This window comes from Acetanaerobacterium sp. MSJ-12, from assembly GCF_018917875.1.
Lineage (GTDB): Bacteria > Bacillota > Clostridia > Oscillospirales > Ruminococcaceae > Bittarella > Bittarella massiliensis.
On the sequence record NZ_JAHLPK010000005.1, the window covers coordinates 1 to 17,191 of the forward strand.

The 17,191-nt window shown below is 63.4% G+C and carries 15 protein-coding genes, 1 tRNA gene and 2 other RNA genes; 11 read left to right on the plus strand and 7 right to left on the minus strand.

What is annotated here, in order from left to right; all coding sequences use genetic code 11:
- The coding region (locus tag KQI11_RS06760) for an SbcC/MukB-like Walker B domain-containing protein (protein WP_286172621.1) at window positions 1-1,420 on the plus strand (1,420 nt) is incomplete at its 5' end.
- A gap of 66 nt (window positions 1,421-1,486) precedes the next feature.
- Window positions 1,487-2,041, plus strand: a complete 555-nt coding sequence (locus KQI11_RS06765; RefSeq protein WP_185916086.1) for an inorganic diphosphatase — start codon at window positions 1,487-1,489, stop codon at window positions 2,039-2,041.
- Between the two features lie 331 nt (window positions 2,042-2,372).
- On the opposite strand, the gene KQI11_RS06770 is transcribed toward KQI11_RS06765, so the two are convergent.
- The 4 genes from KQI11_RS06770 to KQI11_RS06785 all read right to left on the minus strand — a co-directional run bounded on the left by KQI11_RS06770 (window position 2,373) and on the right by KQI11_RS06785 (window position 5,985).
- Window positions 2,373-2,999, minus strand: coding sequence for an SOS response-associated peptidase (locus tag KQI11_RS06770; protein ID WP_216401579.1), 627 nt, complete (start codon window positions 2,997-2,999; stop codon window positions 2,373-2,375).
- A gap of 82 nt (window positions 3,000-3,081) precedes the next feature.
- Window positions 3,082-4,017, minus strand: a complete 936-nt coding sequence (locus KQI11_RS06775; RefSeq protein WP_216401580.1) for an NERD domain-containing protein — start codon at window positions 4,015-4,017, stop codon at window positions 3,082-3,084.
- Between the two features lie 181 nt (window positions 4,018-4,198).
- Window positions 4,199-4,285: transfer RNA gene (locus KQI11_RS06780), tRNA-Leu, on the minus strand.
- A 95-nt stretch (window positions 4,286-4,380) separates the two neighbouring features.
- Window positions 4,381-5,985, minus strand: coding sequence for an MBL fold metallo-hydrolase RNA specificity domain-containing protein (locus KQI11_RS06785; protein ID WP_185916089.1), 1,605 nt, complete (start codon window positions 5,983-5,985; stop codon window positions 4,381-4,383).
- Between the two features lie 278 nt (window positions 5,986-6,263).
- Here KQI11_RS06785 and KQI11_RS06790 point away from each other — a divergent pair, with 278 nt between their 5' ends.
- Window positions 6,264-6,464: a hypothetical protein gene (locus KQI11_RS06790; RefSeq protein ID WP_216401581.1), complete on the plus strand. Its 201-nt coding sequence runs from the start codon at window positions 6,264-6,266 to the stop codon at window positions 6,462-6,464.
- Window positions 6,465-6,510: 46 nt separating this feature from the next.
- Here the strand turns inward: KQI11_RS06790 and KQI11_RS06795 are convergent, their stop codons facing one another.
- From KQI11_RS06795 to KQI11_RS06805, 3 genes are all read right to left on the minus strand, one after another.
- Entirely contained in the window at window positions 6,511-8,010 is a 1,500-nt protein-coding gene (locus KQI11_RS06795) for a putative bifunctional diguanylate cyclase/phosphodiesterase (RefSeq protein WP_216401582.1), read from the minus strand.
- A gap of 255 nt (window positions 8,011-8,265) precedes the next feature.
- The gene (pyrE, locus tag KQI11_RS06800; RefSeq protein WP_185916092.1) at window positions 8,266-8,934 is read right to left on the minus strand and encodes an orotate phosphoribosyltransferase; all 669 of its coding nucleotides are present in this window, start codon (window positions 8,932-8,934) and stop codon (window positions 8,266-8,268) included.
- A gap of 178 nt (window positions 8,935-9,112) precedes the next feature.
- Window positions 9,113-9,637 (minus strand): hypothetical protein, encoded by a 525-nt coding sequence (locus KQI11_RS06805; protein WP_216401583.1) that lies wholly within the window; start codon window positions 9,635-9,637, stop codon window positions 9,113-9,115.
- A 167-nt stretch (window positions 9,638-9,804) separates the two neighbouring features.
- On the opposite strand from KQI11_RS06805, the gene KQI11_RS06810 reads away from it, so the two are divergent.
- The 8 genes from KQI11_RS06810 to ssrA all read left to right on the plus strand — a co-directional run bounded on the left by KQI11_RS06810 (window position 9,805) and on the right by ssrA (window position 16,821).
- Window positions 9,805-11,355 carry an ATP-binding protein gene (locus tag KQI11_RS06810; protein ID WP_216401584.1) on the plus strand — a complete coding sequence of 517 codons (1,551 nt, stop codon included), beginning with the start codon at window positions 9,805-9,807 and terminating at the stop codon, window positions 11,353-11,355.
- Window positions 11,331-12,020, plus strand: coding sequence for a response regulator (locus tag KQI11_RS06815; protein ID WP_185916095.1), 690 nt, complete (start codon window positions 11,331-11,333; stop codon window positions 12,018-12,020). Before KQI11_RS06810 ends, KQI11_RS06815 begins: the two co-directional genes overlap by 25 nt.
- Window positions 12,021-13,018: 998 nt before the next feature.
- Window positions 13,019-13,118, plus strand: an RNA gene (gene ffs / locus KQI11_RS06820) — signal recognition particle sRNA small type.
- Between the two features lie 51 nt (window positions 13,119-13,169).
- Entirely contained in the window at window positions 13,170-14,864 is a 1,695-nt protein-coding gene (gene dnaX, locus KQI11_RS06825) for a DNA polymerase III subunit gamma/tau (RefSeq protein WP_216401585.1), read from the plus strand.
- 49 nt (window positions 14,865-14,913) lie between these two features.
- Window positions 14,914-15,261, plus strand: a complete 348-nt coding sequence (locus tag KQI11_RS06830) for a YbaB/EbfC family nucleoid-associated protein (protein ID WP_216401586.1) — start codon at window positions 14,914-14,916, stop codon at window positions 15,259-15,261.
- Window positions 15,262-15,264: 3 nt separating this feature from the next.
- Window positions 15,265-15,864, plus strand: coding sequence for a recombination mediator RecR (gene recR, locus KQI11_RS06835; RefSeq protein ID WP_216401587.1), 600 nt, complete (start codon window positions 15,265-15,267; stop codon window positions 15,862-15,864).
- Between the two features lie 97 nt (window positions 15,865-15,961).
- Window positions 15,962-16,429, plus strand: coding sequence for an SsrA-binding protein SmpB (smpB, locus tag KQI11_RS06840; protein WP_021659421.1), 468 nt, complete (start codon window positions 15,962-15,964; stop codon window positions 16,427-16,429).
- Between the two features lie 43 nt (window positions 16,430-16,472).
- Window positions 16,473-16,821: a transfer-messenger RNA gene (ssrA, locus tag KQI11_RS06845) on the plus strand.
- Window positions 16,822-17,191: the final 370 nt, after the last annotated feature.

Genomic DNA, 17,191 nt, shown 5'->3' on the forward strand with positions numbered 1-17,191 from the left:
CACCGCCGCCCAGTTGGAGGAGACGGCGGCCCGGGTGGAGGCCCTGCGCCGCCGGGCGGAAGGGGCCCGCGCCGAGGAGGCGGCCTGCCGCGCCGCCCTGCCTGCCGCCCTGCAGGGGGTGCAGGACCTGCCCGCCCAGGACGCCGCCCTGAAAGATGAGCTCGCCCTGCTGGCGGCGGAGGAGCGGCGGTTGGCAGACCAGGTGGCGGCCTTTATCCCCCTGGACCAGCTGGCGGCCAAGGGGCTGGACACCCCTGCGGGCTGCGAGCTGGCCGCCTCCCGCCAACAGAGCCGGCGGGAGGCCCTGGAGGAGGAGCGGGGGCAGCTGGCGGACCTCCCCCTCCCCCATCAGTTGGAGGGGGAGGCCGCCGCGGCCGAAGCTGAGGCAAAGACCCTGGCCGAGCAGATCGCGGCCCGGCGGGACGCCTTTTCCCGGGCCCAGGAGCGGCAGGCCAGCCTGCAAAAGGCGGTGGACATCTACGCCGAGAGCGCCCGGGAGGCGGCTGCCGCCGCCGAGGCGGAAGAGGAGACGGCCCGCCAGAAGTTTGCCCGCCAGGGGCTGCGGGCCGACGCCCTGCCCCAGGGCGGGGAGGAGGAGATCCGCCGCCTGGAAGGGGAGATCGCCGCCTACCGGGAGCGGGGGGCCCAGTGGCGGGCCCGGCTGGAGGGATTGGCAGAGTACGAGGGAAAGACCCCCTGCGATCTGGAGGAGGCCGCCCGCCGGAGCGAACAGCTGGCCGCCGAGGAGGAGGCCCTAGAGCGGCAGCTGTCCGAGGGACAGGTCGCCCTGGCCCAGAACGGCGGTTGCAGGGAGGCCATTGCCGCCCTGCTGGCCCAGCGCGACCGCTGGGGCGAGGGCTACCGGGACGCGGTGGACCTCTACCGGGTGGCCAGCGGCCAGAACGCCAAGAAGCTCTCCTTCGAGCGGTACGTCCTCTCGGCCTATTTCGACCAGGTGGTGCGGGCGGCCAACCGCCGCTTTGCGGGGATGACCGAGGGCAAGTACACCCTGCTGCGGCGCACCGAGCGGGAGAAGGGAAACCGCGCCTCTGGGTTGGACCTGGAGGTGCTCGACAGCCTCACCGGCAAGACCCGCCACGTGAACACCCTCTCGGGGGGCGAGAGCTTTCAGGCCTCCCTCTCCCTGGCGCTGGGGCTGGCCGACGTCATCCAGCTCTTCTCCGGCGGGGTCAGCCTGGAGACGGTCTTTATCGACGAGGGGTTTGGCAGCCTGGACGCCGAGGCGCTGGAGTGCGCGGTGGACACCCTGGAGCGGCTGCGGCGGGAAGACCGGGTGGTGGGGATCATCTCCCACGTGGAGTGGCTGGAGGAGCGGCTGCCGGTGGCGCTGGCGGTGCGACCCCTGCCGGGGGGCGGCAGCCGGGCGTCGGTGCGCCGGGGCGGCCGAGAAAGCGATTGAAACTTTGTCGCCCGTTTGCTATACTAAAGCCAGACAGAGCGAGACGAGAGAAAAGGGGTATATGAGATGAACATCTGGCACGACATCGAACCCGCCTGCATCAAGCCCGAGACCTTTACCGCGGTCATCGAGATCCCGGCGGGCACCAAAAAGAAGTACGAGTTGGACAAACACACCGGCCTGCTGCGGCTCGACCGCATCCTCTACACCTCCACCCACTACCCGGCCAACTACGGCTTTATCCCCCGCACCTACGCCGACGACGGCGACCCCCTGGACGTGCTGGTCATGTGCTCCGAGACCCTGGATTCCCTGGTGGAGGTGGACTGCTACCCCATCGGCGTGATCCGGATGATCGACGGCGGCGAGGTGGACGACAAGATCATCGCCATCCCTTGCCAGGACCCCACCTGGAACTTCTACCAGGACATTTCGGCCCTGCCGCCCCACATCAGCGACGAGGTCAAGCACTTTTTCGAGGTGTACAAGGGGCTGGAACACGGCCACACCACCACCTCTGAGGCCCTGGGTCGCCAGCGGGCGGAGGAGATCATCGCCGAGTGCATCCAGCGCTACGAGGTGCACTTTTGCGGCCTGAGACTCAAGGGCGAAGAGAACTAGGAATCACTTGACACAAAGAGAGAGCGGGCGGGTGCGATCGGTTTCGCACCCGCCCGCTTTTTTTGCCCTTCGGTGCACCAAACCTCTGGCTCTGCCGGGAAAGTCAAGTGGCTTTGGCAAAAGACCTTCGGAACGGAAACGCGCTCAAGGCGAAAAAAGGCGATTTTGGGGGGGACAGACGACGCGAAATGGGGTCCTAGATTGCCGTTTTGCCGGCGGCAATGTGTGGTGATGAAATAGCATTTAGTGCCCCTTGAGGGGCTACGCCTGGATGGCGCCCTTTTCGGGCCGGTGCGTGCTGTACGTTTTACCGATGGCTTTGACTGCGCTGTTAAAAGAGGCGGCTCTGCTGGATTTCATCCCCCTCCGGTGGAGCGCACCGCTCTCTGTCCAACAGGGGCGGCGTCTGTCCCAGCAGGGCGAGGGCGGCGCCGGTGTCGGTCAGCCACCCCTCCAGCTGGCCGGGGGCGAAGAGGACTGGCATCCGGGGGTGAATGTCGGCCATCGAGGCGTTGGCGGCGGTGGTGAAGAGGGTGTAGCGGGCCTCTCCCCCCTCCAACCGGTAGCAGCCGGCCAGGTAGAACAGGGGCTGGCCCGGCAGGGTGAAGCGGTATTTGGCGCTGGGGCGGCAGGATCTGTCCCACTCAAAAAAGCCGGTGGCGGGGACGGCGCAGCGGCGCTCTAGTAGGCTGTCGCGAAAGAGAGGGCGCTCGGCCGCCGTCTCCGCCCGGGCGTTGATGACAAGCCCCCCACCCTTGGGGGAGGAAAAGCCCCACCTGGCCAACCCCGCCGCCACCCGCCTGCCGGTGTGGGCGAGGACGGGGGCCCAGTTGGAGGGAAAGACCTCTCCGCTGGCGGTCTGGCTGGATTTTTCGGGGTAGCGGCGGGCGATCTCCGCCAGAATGGCCCGCAGCTGGGCGTTTTCGCGCTCGGTGTACAGGCTATAGCGGCCGCACATAAAAACTCCCCCTTCCCTTTGCGCTTTTTTTCATTATAGCGCAAAGAGAGGGGGGAGAAAAGCGGGAGAAGGGGGAAACCCATCACTGGTCGATGTTGACAATGCCCCGGCAGCGGGGATAGTTGGTGCAGCCGTAGAACTCCTTCCCCGCGTTGGGGCCCCGGGTGGCCCGCCGGCGCACCATGGGGGCCCCGCACCGCGGGCAGAGAAGCTGGGGGGAGTGCGCGGCAGAGGAGGGGGGCGGATCGGCCTGGGGTTCGGCGGATTCGCCCTGCTGCTGCCGGTATTTGGCGGTAAAATCGGCGGAAGCGGGGTGGTGTTGGGCGAGGAAGAAGCGGGCCAGGGCCTCCATCTCTTTGTTGCTGGCGGAGGACAGGTTGGACTGGGCGTTGGAGCGCCGGATATAGTCGGCCAGTTGGTCGGCGCGAATGACTATTTCCCGCACCTCCCGCTTGGCGTAGCGGGTGTTGAGGACAGTTTTGGGGTTGGCCAGCACGATGACCGACCGATAATTTTCAGAGAAGTTCTTTTCAAATAGGGAGCGGATGAGGACGTTGCTCTTTTCCGCCCGGCGCAGCTCAAAAATCAAGTCCAGGTGGCGCTGATTTTGGGTGATGGGGGAGTAGATGCCCTCTTTCTGAAAGCGGCCGCCGTAGGAGAGGGTGCGCACAAAGTCCCCGCCGCTGCCAATTTCGATGTTCCCGTACAGATTCTTGCACTCCACCACGTAATTGCGGCGGCGGGTGATGAGCAAAAAGTCGATTTGGGCTTTCTTCCCGTCAAACTCGAGATTTAAATCGCGGAGGACAAACATGGGCAGATGGCTGTTCTCCAGTTCAAAGAGGATGTTTTTCTCCCCGGCGATCCCAGCTTGTAGGGCGCGGATGTCCCGGTCGATTTGCTCTTGGAGCGCCGGTGGCACGGTTTCCCGCAGCGCTTGCAGGGCCGCCAACTGTTCGTCGGCGCTGCTGTCCCGCTTTAAAAAGACCGGCTCTTTGATTTTCTCGAACAGCCCCATGTCCCTCTCCCCCTGTTGCCGCGAGCGCTTGTGCCCGCAGCTTTTAGTGCAGTGTACTGCCATTGTATCAACAGGGCGAAGATTTGTCAAAAAAGGGGAAAAAGAGGAGGGCCCGCAACGGTTGCGCCGATATGGACAAAAGAAAACAAAAAAAGGCACCCGGTCATCGACCGAGTGCCTTTGGTGCAGACGATGGGATTTGAACCCACACAGGCTTACGCCCACTACCCCCTCAAAGTAGCGTGTCTGCCAGTTCCACCACATCTGCATGTAAACGGCCCGGAAGCCGTTTAACAGGTTGTATTATAGCATCTATCTCCCCGTTCGTCAACTGGGAAAAGAGAGATTTTTTTGTGCCATCGGTCAGCGGTCCCACTTTTCGCACAGGGCGATGATCTGGTCGCGGAACCTGCTCAAATCCTTGTTGCTGCCGCCCTGGTTGTGGGCAATTACATCCAGCAGGCGGGTCCCGGCCGCCAGCAGCCTGCCGAAGGCCTGGTTGGAGGAGCCGTTTTTGCGCTCGCACTTGGGGCGCAGCTGCTCAAAGGGCACCCCGGCGCTGACGATCTGCCCGGCGGCCAGGTCGTACACCTCGCTGAAGTTGGGGGCGTGGGCCGAGAGGCCCCGCGCCTCCAGCGCCGTGCAAAACTGCCGGCAGACCCCGTCCTCCCCGTGGACCACGAACACGTGGGCCGGGGCGGGGGAGAAGGCGCCGATCCAGCGCAGCAGGCCGTTTTTGTCGGCGTGGGCCGAGAGGCCGGGGAAGTTGACGATGCGGGCCTTGACGGCGATCTCCTCGCCGAAGAGCTTGACCTGCCGCGCCCCTTCCAGCAGGGCGCGCCCCAGCGTCCCCTCGGCCTGGTAGCCCACAAAGACCACCGTGCACTCGGGTCGCCAGAGGTTGTGTTTCAGGTGGTGGCGGATCCGCCCGGCCTCGCACATCCCGCTGGCCGAGAGGATGACTTTGGGGGTGGGATCGGCGTTGAGGGCCTTGGACTCCTCGCTGCTCTCGCACATCCGCATCCCCTCAAATTCCAGCGGATCGCTGCCCAGGTGGAGCAGTTTCAGGGTGTCCTCGTCGGCATAGGGAAGCAGGTCGCTGCTGTAGATGCGGGTGGCCTCGGTGGCCAGGGGGCTGTCCACGTAGACGGGGAAGTGGGGGTTGGCTCCCACCAGGTGCCGGTCCTTGATCTCCCGCAGGAAATAGAGCAGCTCTTGGGTGCGCCCCACGGCAAAGGAGGGGATGACCACATTGCCCCCCTTGGCGAAGGTCTGGTTGAGGATGTCGGCCAGGTCGGCCACATAGTCGGTGGAGGGCTCGTGCAGCCGGTCGCCGTAGGTGCTCTCCATCACCACGTAGTCGGCCTGGGTGAGAAATTGGGGGTCGCGGATGATGGGCTGGTCAGTGTTGCCGATGTCGCCGGAAAAGACCAGTTTCTTCTCCACCTGCCCCTCCCGCACCCACAGCTCGATGGAGGAGGAGCCCAACAGGTGCCCCGCGTCCTGAAACCGGGCCCGCACCCCGTCGGCGATCTCCACAAACTCGCCGTAGCGGCAGGGGGTCAGCAGGGGCAGGACCCGCTCCGCGTCCTGCACGGTGTAGAGGGGCTCCACCCCCTCGTCGCCGGAGCGGCCGCGCTTGCGGTTTTCCCACTGGGTGTCCACCTCTTGGATGTGGGCGCTGTCGCGCAGCATGATGGAGAGGAGGCGACAGGTGGCGTCGATGGCGTAGATCTTGCCCTGAAAGCCGTCCTTTACCAGCAGGGGCAGCCGGCCGGAGTGGTCGATGTGGGCGTGGGTGACCAGCACCGCGTCGATGCTGGCGGCGGCGAAGGGGAGCTGCTGGTTGTCCTTTTCGTCCCGCCCCTGCTGTAGGCCGCAGTCGACCAGCAGGCGGGTGTTCCCCACCTCGATGCAGTGGCAGCTGCCGGTGACCTCGTGCGCGGCGCCGTAAAATGTCAGTTTCACAGGTCGTTCCCCCTTTTGGAGGGGGATTCAAAGAGCCCAGAAGCCCCTTCCCCCTCTGCTTTCATTGTAAGGGCACTTTATGTCCGGTCTGTGCGCAGTTTTCGCAATTTCTGTGAACGGATCGCGATTTTGGTGGACTTCACAAAACCGCTTTGTTTTTTGTAGCAAAAGGGCAAAGGGCGGCGGGCGGCGCATATCTGCCCGGCGGCGGGGAAAAGTGAAGGGTGAAGGCGGCTGTTTTCGGCGGCCGCCAACCCAAAACCAGGGAGGGACACAGGATGAGCGATGCCAAGAAAAAGGTAAAAGCCTATATGGACGAGCAGATTGCCGTGCTGGAGGAGGGCCTTGACCGGCTGTACGCAGAGGAACGGCAACCCGCCAAAGAGGGCAACCTCTACAACGGAATGCTCAAGAGCACGGTGGAGTTTGAAATCACCCACATGCGCCACCTGAGCGAAGACCTGCAGAAACTGTTGTAGCCAAAAAAGGCCCCGCCCTCTCGCAAAAAGAGGGCGGGGCCTTTTTTCATTTGTCCGCAGTGGGAGCGGCCGGTGTGTTTTGCCGGCAGAGGGCTTCAAACGCGTCCGCCGGGAGAGGGCGGGCATAGAGGTAGCCCTGGGCGTGCTGGCAGCCGATCTGCAGCAAAAAGCGGGCCTGTTCCGGCAGTTCCACCCCTTCGCTGATGACCAAGATCCCCATCTCGTGGGCCAGCTCCACCACCTTTTGGACAATGATCTGGGAGCGGGGGGAGGAGAGGGCCTTGTCCATAAAGGTGCGGTCGAGTTTGATGGTGTCCAGCGGAAATCCCCCCAGCAGGGAGAGGGAGGAGTAGCCGGAGCCGAAGTCGTCGATGGAGAGGAGAAAGCCGATCTCTTTGAGCTGCCTTCCCAGTTCCTCGAGGTGGCCCAGCTCGTTGAAGGCCGTCTCGGTGAGTTCCAGTTCGATCAGGCCGGGGGGCACCCGGTGGCGCTCCACCATCTCCGTCAGCCGCTGCAGGTACCCCTCCTCCTGCAGGTGGAGGCGGGACTGGTTGACCGAGATGGGAAAGGCGGGGAGCCCGCTGTCCAGCCGGCGGCGCAGCAGGGCGCAGGCCTGGTCGAGGACGCAGAAGTCCACCTCGGTGATAAAGCTGTTTCGCTCGAACAGGGGGATGAACTGGTCGGGGTAGTAGAGGTGAGAGGGGCCCCGCTGCCAGCGGACCAGGGCTTCCGCCCCGCAGACCTCGCCGGTGGCCATGTTGAATTTGGGCTGGTAGTAGGCCACGAACTCCCCGTCCGCCAGGGCCTGTTCCATCTGGTCCTCCATCTCCCTGTTTTGGCGCAACTGCTCTTCCAGCTCGCCGGAGAAGAAGAGGACCGGGTCGGGGCGGATGCGGGCCTCGCGGCGGGCGATCTCCGCCGCGTCGACAAAGGCGGTAAAAGGGGTGTGATCGTCGCCGATCTCAGCGACCCCAAAATTGAAGCGGAGCTTGATGTGGTGGCTGGCGGCGGCGTAGTCGCTGTTTTGGGCGCCGAATCGCAGCAGGGCGGCGCGGGTCCCCTCCTCGCCGGAAAAGGGGAGCAGCAGCAGAAAGTGGTCGGCCTTGACCCGGGCCAACAGCGCTTCCCCGCCAAAGGTCGCCTGCAGGGCTTTGGTCACTTGCAGGATGATGTCGTCCCCCATCTGCCGGCCGTAGCTGTCGTTGATGGTGCTGAAATGGCTGATGTCGGTGGAGACGACGCAGAGGCTGTGGGGCGCGGCGGCCCGCCGCCGGCGGGTGCCCTCTTCCTCAAAGTAGTTGGCGTTGGCGATCCCCGTCAGCAAGTCGGCGTAGGCCAGCCGGTAGAGGTGCCGGTTGAAGCGCTGACGAAAGAGGAAGACCGCCACCAGGATGGCCAAAAAGGCGCCCAGAAAGAGGAGCAGCAGGTTCAGGGGGGAAAAGGCATGGGGGAAGAGGACCATGCCGGTGCCCCACAGAAGGGCAAAGAGCCCCGCGCAAAACAGGGCGGAGAGAAGGATGAACTTGTTGTCAGTAATGCGTTTCACGAATGGACCACCGCCTTTCAAAATGGGGTGGAAATACGACCCGACAGAAGGGGCTTGCTCTGGGGCCACGGCTGATGCGAGGCCCCCTTGTTCTATTTTCACTTTACCATCTTTTTCTCGCGAAGTAAAGAAAGAATGGGGAGGGGGGATCGGTGCGGCCTTTTTTAATAAAGGAACGCTCCCGCCGGCTGGGCACAGCGGCAAAAAAGAGGGCCGCGCCGGCCGGCGCAGCCCTCTCCTCCGGCCCTCGGCCGGTCAGATCCCGTATTTCTCCAGATAGGCCTCCATCCGGGCCTTCATCTCGTCGTCGATGTAGACCTTGCCGTCGATTTCCCGGCCGTGCAGGTAGGAGATGATCTCCCGCACGGTGACGATGGGGTAGGCGTCGATGCCGTACTGCTCCTTCACCTCTTGGATGGCGGACTTGTCGCCGGTGCCCTTTTCCATCCGATCCACCGAGATGACGAGGGCGCGGATGTCCACCTTGGCGGCGCCCTGCAGCACCGGCAGGCACTCGCGGATGGCGGTTCCGGCGGTGATGACGTCTTCAATGATGGCGACCCGGTCGCCGTCTTGCAGCTTGTAGCCCACCATGGTGCCGCCCTCGCCGTGGTCCTTGGCCTCCTTGCGGTTGAAGCAGTAGTTCACGTCCTGCCCGTACTGCTCGTAGAGGGCGATGGAGCAGGACACCGCCAGGGGGATGCCCTTGTAGGCGGGGCCGAAGAGGGCGTCCACCTGGTCGCCCAGGTTGTCGTGCAGGCAGGCGGCGTAAAACTGCCCCAGTTTGGAGGCCTGATAGCCGGTCTTGTAGTTGCCGGTGTTGATGAAGTAGGGGGTTTTGCGGCCGCTCTTGGTGGTGAAGTCGCCGAAGGTGAGCACCCCGGAGCGCACCATGAACTCGATAAATTCCTCTTTGTAGGTCATCTCTTCCAACATCCTCCCGTCGCCGGCGCGCCGGACAGCCCCGGTGCGGGGCCGCCCGGCGGCGCGGACAATCTTTACTGTGCCCAATTATACCACAGCCCCGCCGGGCGGCACAATCCCCCGGCAGAGGGGATCTCCAGCTGTCCCAACAAAAAAAGAGGAGCAGTGCTCCTCTTTTTTACTTCTGGGCCGTGACGGTAAAGGCGGCGCTGTCGCCGGTGCGGTCAAAGCGGTAGACGCGCTGGTTGTGCTGGTACTGGGTGTGGATCTCCTCCTCGCCGGTCGCTACCTTTGCAAAGGCCAACTCCTCAATGAGGGTGTTGAGCTCCTCTCCCCGCAGGTTGTTGTCCATCACCACCATCAGGATGCCGGCGCAGCCGGAGAAGTTCTTCATGTGCTCCTCGCTGTCGAGTTTGCCGGTCAGGGAGACGGCCGAGACCACGCCCCCCTCCTTTTCGGCGGTGTAGGCGAGGGTCATCTCCTCCCCCGTATAGGTGGCGTCCCCGGCGGCCTTGAAGTTGGGGAATTTGCCGGCGGCCTTGGCGTTGAAGGTGTCGGTGACCTGCTTGGCGGTGAGGATAAAGGCCCCGTCTTTCACGTCGTTTTTATAGCCGGTGTCGCAGCGCACCAAAACCAGCAGGGCGCAGGCGATGGTCAGGATCCCCACCAGGATCAGGGTGGCGTGTCTCTGCTTTTTGTCCATTCTCTCTGTCAAACCGTCCTTTATCGCATTTCGCTCGATACTGCCTTTCAGTATAGCGCATTTTGCCCGTTTGCGCAATCGGCCGGGCGGCGCTTTTCTTTTTGCGGGCAGATATGCTATACTGCTGTTACAAAATTTTTCTTTTCCCGACAAAAAAGGAGGCCGTTATGGGTCCTGACCGAGCCCGCGCAAAGGGCCGCCTGCTCCACCTGGGGCAGACGGTCTTGATCTTGCTTGTCTGCACCGCCGTGGCCGCCCTCTTCGACCGCGTCGGCATCCGCCAGGAAAACATCACCATGGTCTATCTCACCGGTGTGCTGGTGATCGTGGTGGAGACGAGCGTCTTTTTCTGGGGGATCGTGGCCTCGCTGGTCTGCGTCTTCGTCTTCAATTTCCTCTTCACCCAGCCGCGGCTGACCTTTCGCATCGCCGACCCCAGCTACATCGTCACCCTCATCCTCTTCTTGCTGGTCTCCCTCATCGCCGCCAGTCTCACCTCCCAGCTGCAAAGGCACGCCCAGCTGGCCCGCAAAAAGGAGGACCAGACCCAGCGCCTCTACGAGATCAGCCGCAGCTTCCTCAACCTCTCGGGGCTGAAAGAGGTGGTCTGCCACGGCGTCGCCAGCATCTACGAAGGGGTGCAGCGGCGGTGCGTGGTCTATCTCATCGAAGAGGGCGGGGGCCTCTCCCAGCCCTACTACCTGCCCGGCCACTACCTGGACGGGGTGGAGGTGGGGGATGACACCCTGGCCAAGTGGTGCCTAAAGGAGGGGGAACCCTGCGGCTGCGGCACCGAAAATTTTGCCATCTCCCAGTGGCGCTATGCCCCCTTTAAGAGCGGCAGCCGCCCCCTGGGGGTGGTGGAGGTGTACTGCGGCAACGCCCCCTTGGGGGAGGAGGAGACCCTGTTCATCGACACGGTGATCAGCCAGCTGGCCCTGGCGGTGGAGCGGGAACAGCTCTACGCCCTGCAGCAGCGCAACCAGGTGGAGATCGAAAAGGAGAAGCTGCGCAACAATCTCCTGCGGGCGGTCTCCCACGACCTGCGCACCCCTCTCACCGGTATCGGCGGCTCGGCCGAGTTTTTGCGCCACAGCTACGACCAGCTGGACCGGGAGACGGCGATGAAGCTGTTGGGCGACATCTCCGGCGACGTGGCCTGGCTGGAGAGCATGGTGGAAAACCTGCTCAACATGACTCGCATCCAGGACGGCAAGCTGGCGCTGCAGGTGAAAAACGAGGTGGTGGACGACGTGGTGGCCGAGGCCACCGCCCGCCTGGCGAGGCTGCCCCACGCCCGCCCGGTGGCGGTCTCCCTGCCCGACGAGCTGCTGCTGGCGCCCATGGACGGCAAGCTGATGGTGCAGGTGCTGGTCAACCTGCTGGGCAATGCCGTGGCCCACACCCCCGACAGCGCCGCCATCCGCCTGGCGGTGCGCGGGGAGGGGGAGCGGGTGGTCTTTGAGGTGAGCGACAACGGCGGGGGCGTTGCCCCGGAGCTGCTGCCCCACCTCTTTGACAGTTTCGTCACCTCGCCGGGGGACAGCCGGCGGGGGATCGGCCTGGGGCTCTCCATCTGCCAGTCCATCGTGCAGGCCCACGGCGGGGGGATCGAGGCGGAGAACAACGACATCGGCGGCGCCACCTTCCGCTTTTGGCTGCCGCTGGAAAAGAGCGAGGAGGAGGGCAAAAAATGTTTGCAGAGCGCCGTATTCTGATTGTCGAGGACGACAAGAGCATCTCGAACTTCCTCTCCATCTCCCTGCGCACCAGCGGCTACGACATCCAGGTGGTCACCACGGGGATCGAGGGGATCGGGCAGGTGATGAACGACCCGCCCGACCTGGTGCTCCTGGACTTGGGGCTGCCCGACCTGGACGGGCTGGAGGTGCTGCACCAGATGCGCTCCTTTTCGCAGGTGCCGGTGATCGTGGTGTCCGCCCGCACCCAGGAGAGGGAGAAGGTGCAGGCCCTGGACGGCGGGGCCAACGACTATGTGACCAAGCCCTTCTCCATCGGCGAGCTGTTGGCGCGGGTGCGGGTCGCCCTGCGCACCCCGCCCGCCGCCCTGCCCCAGGAGGAGGTCTTTTCCACCGGCGACCTGACGGTGGACTTTGGCCGGCGGCAGGTGCGGGTGAACGGGGAAGAGGTGCACCTGACCCCCATCGAGTACAAGCTGTTGTTGCTGCTCATCGAGCACCGGGGGAAGGTGCTGACCCACAGCTTTATCCTCAAGGAGATTTGGGGGTATTCCGGCACCGAGGACTCCCAGTCCCTGCGGGTGTTCATGGCCAACATCCGCCGCAAGATCGAGACGGACACCGCCCACCCCCACTACATCCTCACCGAGGTGGGGGTGGGGTATCGGTTTGTGGACGAATAAAACTTCGTGGGTCCCCATCCCACGAAGTTTCGACATCCTCCCTTCGCCCACTTAAGTGGGCGATTTTGCTTTGCAAAACCGGGCGGATGTCAAGGGAAGGGAGCTTTGGGGGGCGTTGGGTCCCCATCCCACGAAGTTTCGACATCCTCCCTTCGCCCACTTAAGTGGGCGATTTTGCTTTGCAAAACCGGGCGGATGTCAAGGGAAGGGAGCTTTGGGGGGCGTTGGGTCCCCATCCCACGAAGTTTCGACATCCTCCCTTCGCCCACTCAAGTGGGCGATTTTGCTTCGCAAAACCGGGCGGATGTCAAGGGAGGGAAGCTTGGAGGGGGGCATTGGGTCCCAACCCCGCGAAGTTTCGACATCTGCCTTTCGCCCACTTTGAGTGGGCGATTTTGCTTTGCAAAACCGGACAGATGTCAAGGGAGGGAAGCCTTGGGGGGCATTGGGTCCCCATTCCACGAAGTTTCGACATCTGCCCTTCGCCCACTCAAGTGGGCGATTTTGCTTTGCAAAACCGGACAGATGTCAAGGGAGGGAAGCCTTGGGGGGCATTGGGTCCCCATCCCACGGAGTTTCGACATCTGCCCTTCGCCCACTCAAGTGGGCGATTTTGCTTTGCAAAACCGGGCGGATGTCAAGGGAGGGGAGCTTTGGGGGGATATTGGACCCCTATCCCACGGGGGTTCAGCGTTCGCTCTTCGCCCGTTTGGGGCGAGCGGATGTCGAGAAATATGGATTCGGAAAAGACTGGGCGGCTATCTCATACAATATACAATGGGGTGTCCACCTCTCCCTCTCAAAATCGAGTGGACTGACCGTGAAAAAGAGTTGGCTGCCGGGCAGCAGAAGAAGGCCGCGGAGCGGCTGCCCTTGGAAGGGGAAAATGCCGCTCACACCGGGGGAGGTGGGATGGATTTCTGCTTGCAACCCGGGGGCGGATATGGTACAATTATTTCGTTATGAAACAGGGCAAACGCGCACTCTGGTATGCGGATATGCGGGTCCTGTGCGACAGGACGCCGTGAACCATGTCAGGCGGGGAACCGAGCAGCATTAAGCGGGTCGTCTTGTGTGCCGCAGATCAACCTGTGTGTCCGCATACCACAGTGTACGGGCCCTGTTTTTGCGCTATTTTCAAAAAAGGAGGTGGCCGCCATCTACCGCGCTCTCTACCGCAAATACCGCCCCTTGACCTTTGACGACGTGATCGGGCAGGAGCCCATCGTCACCACCCTCAAAAACCAGGTGGAGACGGGGAAACTCTCCCACGCCTACCTCTTTACCGGTTCCCGGGGCACCGGCAAGACCACCTGCTCCAAAATCCTGGCAAAGGCCATCAACTGTCCCAACGTCAAGGACGGCCAGCCCTGCGGGGTCTGCGACATCTGCACCGGCATCGACGAGGACTCCATCACCGACGTGGTGGAGCTGGACGCCGCCAGCAACAACGGGGTGGACAACATCCGCGCCCTGCGGGAGGAGGCAAACTTCGTCCCCACCCGCTGCAAAAAGCGGGTCTACATCATCGACGAGGTGCACATGCTCTCCCCCAGCGCCTTCAATGCCCTGCTCAAGATCATGGAGGAGCCGCCCGAGCACGTGGTCTTTATCCTGGCCACCACCGAGCTGCACAAGCTGCCGGTGACCATCCTCAGCCGCTGCCAGCGCTTTGACTTTGCCCGCATCACCGCCGAGCAGATCGCCGGGCGGCTGGCGGTCATTGCCGAAAGGGAAGGGGTGCAGCTGGACGACGACGCCCGCTTCTTGCTGGCCAAACTGGCCGACGGCGGGATGCGCGACGCCCTCTCCCTGCTGGACAAGTGCGCCTCCACCGGCGAGCGGGTGAGTTTGCAGATGGTCAAGGACCTCTGCGGCGTGGCCGACAAGAGCTACCTCTTTGACCTGTTCGACTGCCTGCTCGACCGCGACCTGGGCCGGGCGATCGCCCTGCTCGACGACCTCTTCGCCCACTCGGTGGACATGGGCCGCCTGGCGCAGGAACTGCTCAGCCACGGCCGGGACCTGATGCTCTGCAAGGTGATGGAGGACTTTGACACCCTGGTCCTCTGTCCCCCCGACGACCGCCAGCGCTATGTCGAGCAGGCCGCCCGCATCCCCCAGGGGGAGATGATGGGCTGGATGGCCCGGCTGATGAAGGGGGCCGACGCGGTGGGGCGGGCCGCCTCCCCCCGCATCGCCATGGAGATGCTGCTGGTGGAGATCACCGCCGCCGCAAATCAGCCGGCGGCCCCGCAGGTCACTGCAGTCCGGGTGTCCGCGGCCAAGCCGGCCGCCGCGCCCCAGGCCAAACCGGTCGCCCGCCCCGCCCCGGAACCGGCGCGGGAGGAGCGGGAAGAGGAGGTGCCCCTCCCCGACGCCCCGCCCCCGGCGGAGGACGCCGGCTGGCAGGAGCCTGCCGCCCCTGCCCCCGCCGCGCCACCGGTCCCGGAAGCAGTTCCCGAAAAGCCGGTGGCGGCAGCCGCTCCGGCCGCAGGGGCCGCCCCCCAGCCGCTGGCGGAGTGGCCCCAGGTGCTCGACGCCCTGGCCAACCACAACCGGCTGGCCGCCGCGGCCCTGGCAAACTCCCGGGCCTACCTGTCGGGCGACCTGGTGCTCATCGCCTCGGAGAACGCCACCTTTTTGAAGATGATGCGGGAAAACGCCCGCACCAAGGCGGACATCCGGGCGGCGGTGAGCGAGGTGACCGGCAAGACCTGCCGCCTCGGCCCCTACCGGGAGCCGGAGGACGAGGCCGCGCCCACAGAGGGGGGCGGCCAGAAGCTGGATCAGCTCATCGCCCGGGCCCAGGCCCAGGGGATCGACGTGACGATCAAGGAATAGGCGGCTGTTTCGGACAGCCGATGAGATGGAAAAAGGAGTGCAATCGCCCATGAAAGCCAGACTGCCCCAGGGCTACGGCCCGAAGAATATGAACCAGATGATCAAGCAGGCCCAGGAAATGCAGGAGAGGATCGCCCAGGTGCAGGACGAGATCGAGGAGAGCGAGTTCAAGGTGTCGGCCGGCGGCGGGATGATCGAAGTCACCATCAACGGCAAGAAGGAGCTCACCGCCCTGGAAATCAAGCCCGAGGTGGTGGACCCCAACGACATCGAGATGCTGCAAGACCTGATCATGGCGGCTGTCAACGAGGCGGTGCGCAAGGTGGAGGACGAGGCGTCCTCCCGGATGGCGGAGGTCACCGGCGGGGCCGCCGGCCTGCCCGGGATGCCCTTCTAGGCCGTGTCCTACAACATCAACGCCCTCAGCGAACTGTCCGAGCAGTTTGAAAAGCTGCCGGGCATCGGCCGCAAGACGGCGCAGCGGCTGGCGTTTTACGTGCTGGGAATGAGCGCCGAGGACGCCCAGAGATTTGCCGAGACCATCGTTCGGGCCCACCGCGAGATCAAGCGCTGCAAGGTCTGCCAGAACCTGTCGGACACCGAGGTCTGCTCGGTCTGCGCCGACGAGGGGCGGGACCGGAGCACCATCTGCGTGGTGGAGGACCCGCGGGACGTCTTTGCCTTTGAGCGCACCAAGGAGTACTTTGGCATCTACCACATTTTGGGGGGGCTCATCTCCCCCATTGACGGGATCGGGCCGGACAAACTCTACATCAAAGAGCTGCTGGCCCGCCTGAACAACAGCGAGGTCAAGGAGATCATCATGGCCACCTCCCCCACCGTGGAGGGGGAGGCCACCGCTATGTACGTCTCCCGGCTCATCAAGCCCCTGGGGATCAAGGTGACCCGGCTGGCCTATGGCATCCCGGTGGGCGGGGTGCTGGAATACGCCGACGAGGTGACCCTCTACCGGGCGCTGGAGGGGCGCAGCGAACTCTGACACAAAAACCAGCCCTGCCCCCTGTTGCGGGGTGCATGAAACGGAGCAAAACGGCATACCCTCTCCCAGAGAGGGGCCGAAGAAGGAGGGGAGACCCGTGGGGAACAAAGAGGCCATCAAGACCATCGCCCAGAACAAAAAAGCCCGCCACGACTACTTTATTTTAGAGAGCATTGAAGCGGGGATCTCCCTGGCCGGGACCGAGGTCAAGTCCCTGCGGGCGGGGGCGGTCAACCTGAAGGACAGCTGGTGCGACATCTACAAGGGCGAGGTCTACGTGCTGGGGATGCACATCAGCCCCTATGAAAAGGGGAATATCTTCAACCGGGACCCGGTGCGGGAGCGCAAACTCCTCCTCCACCGGCGGGAGATCAACCGCCTGCTGGGCCAAATCAAGCAGGAGGGGTTGACTTTGATCCCCATTTCGGTATACTTTAAGGGGTCGAAGGTCAAGGTGCAGCTGGGCCTGTGCAAGGGCAAAAAGCTGCACGACAAGCGGGCGTCCGCCGCCGAGCGGGACGCCAAGCGCCAGATCGACCGGGCGCTCAAAGAGCGCACCCGCTGATAAAAGCCGGCACACCCAGGCGTCCGCAGGGGCGCTTAGATAAGGGGGCGCAATGGTTTCGACGGGGATCGTGAAGCACGGGAAGCGAGTGGCGGTGCGGGACCGCCTCAACAATCCGCACCTTAAAAGTAAACGTCGATAACAACGATTACGCTTTAGCGGCCTAGTGCCGCTCATCCGGCGCGGGGGGGCCACGGACCGCGTTCGGGTGTCATTTTAGTGGCGAACATGTATACGCGAGGGCCTCGTAGCGTATCAGGTATATGAGGATACTTGGCCCGCGAGCCTGACCACCGGCGCGCGGGGCGGGGAATGTAAAAGATGGTCTGCACTCGGAGATGCCCGTGGGGAGCGGTTTTCGGACACGAGTTCGATTCTCGTCGCCTCCACCAAAAGTTTGTTACTCGAACTTTTATCTCTAAAAAAATTTGAGTAACTTTGTATAAACGTGGAATTATCCGCAAAAATGCCGCATCCGGGTTTATCCAGAATGCGGCTTTTTGCAATACTATTGTTCTCAGAATCTTTGCACTCAGTAGGTGCGAGAATCATATCGAATGGTGGCCTATATTCATGCTCGATTGTTAAAGGGGCATCTTCGTTATAGGTTACATAGATTTTCTCAAATAAGGCCTGGTTCATCAGGCGCTTAATCTTATCGCTGGCCTGCCTGTATGCTGCACCGCAATCATTGAGCATCTCCAGCGCATAGGACAGATTTTTCGAGATTTCATCAAAGGTCACCTCATGTTGCTTGATTTC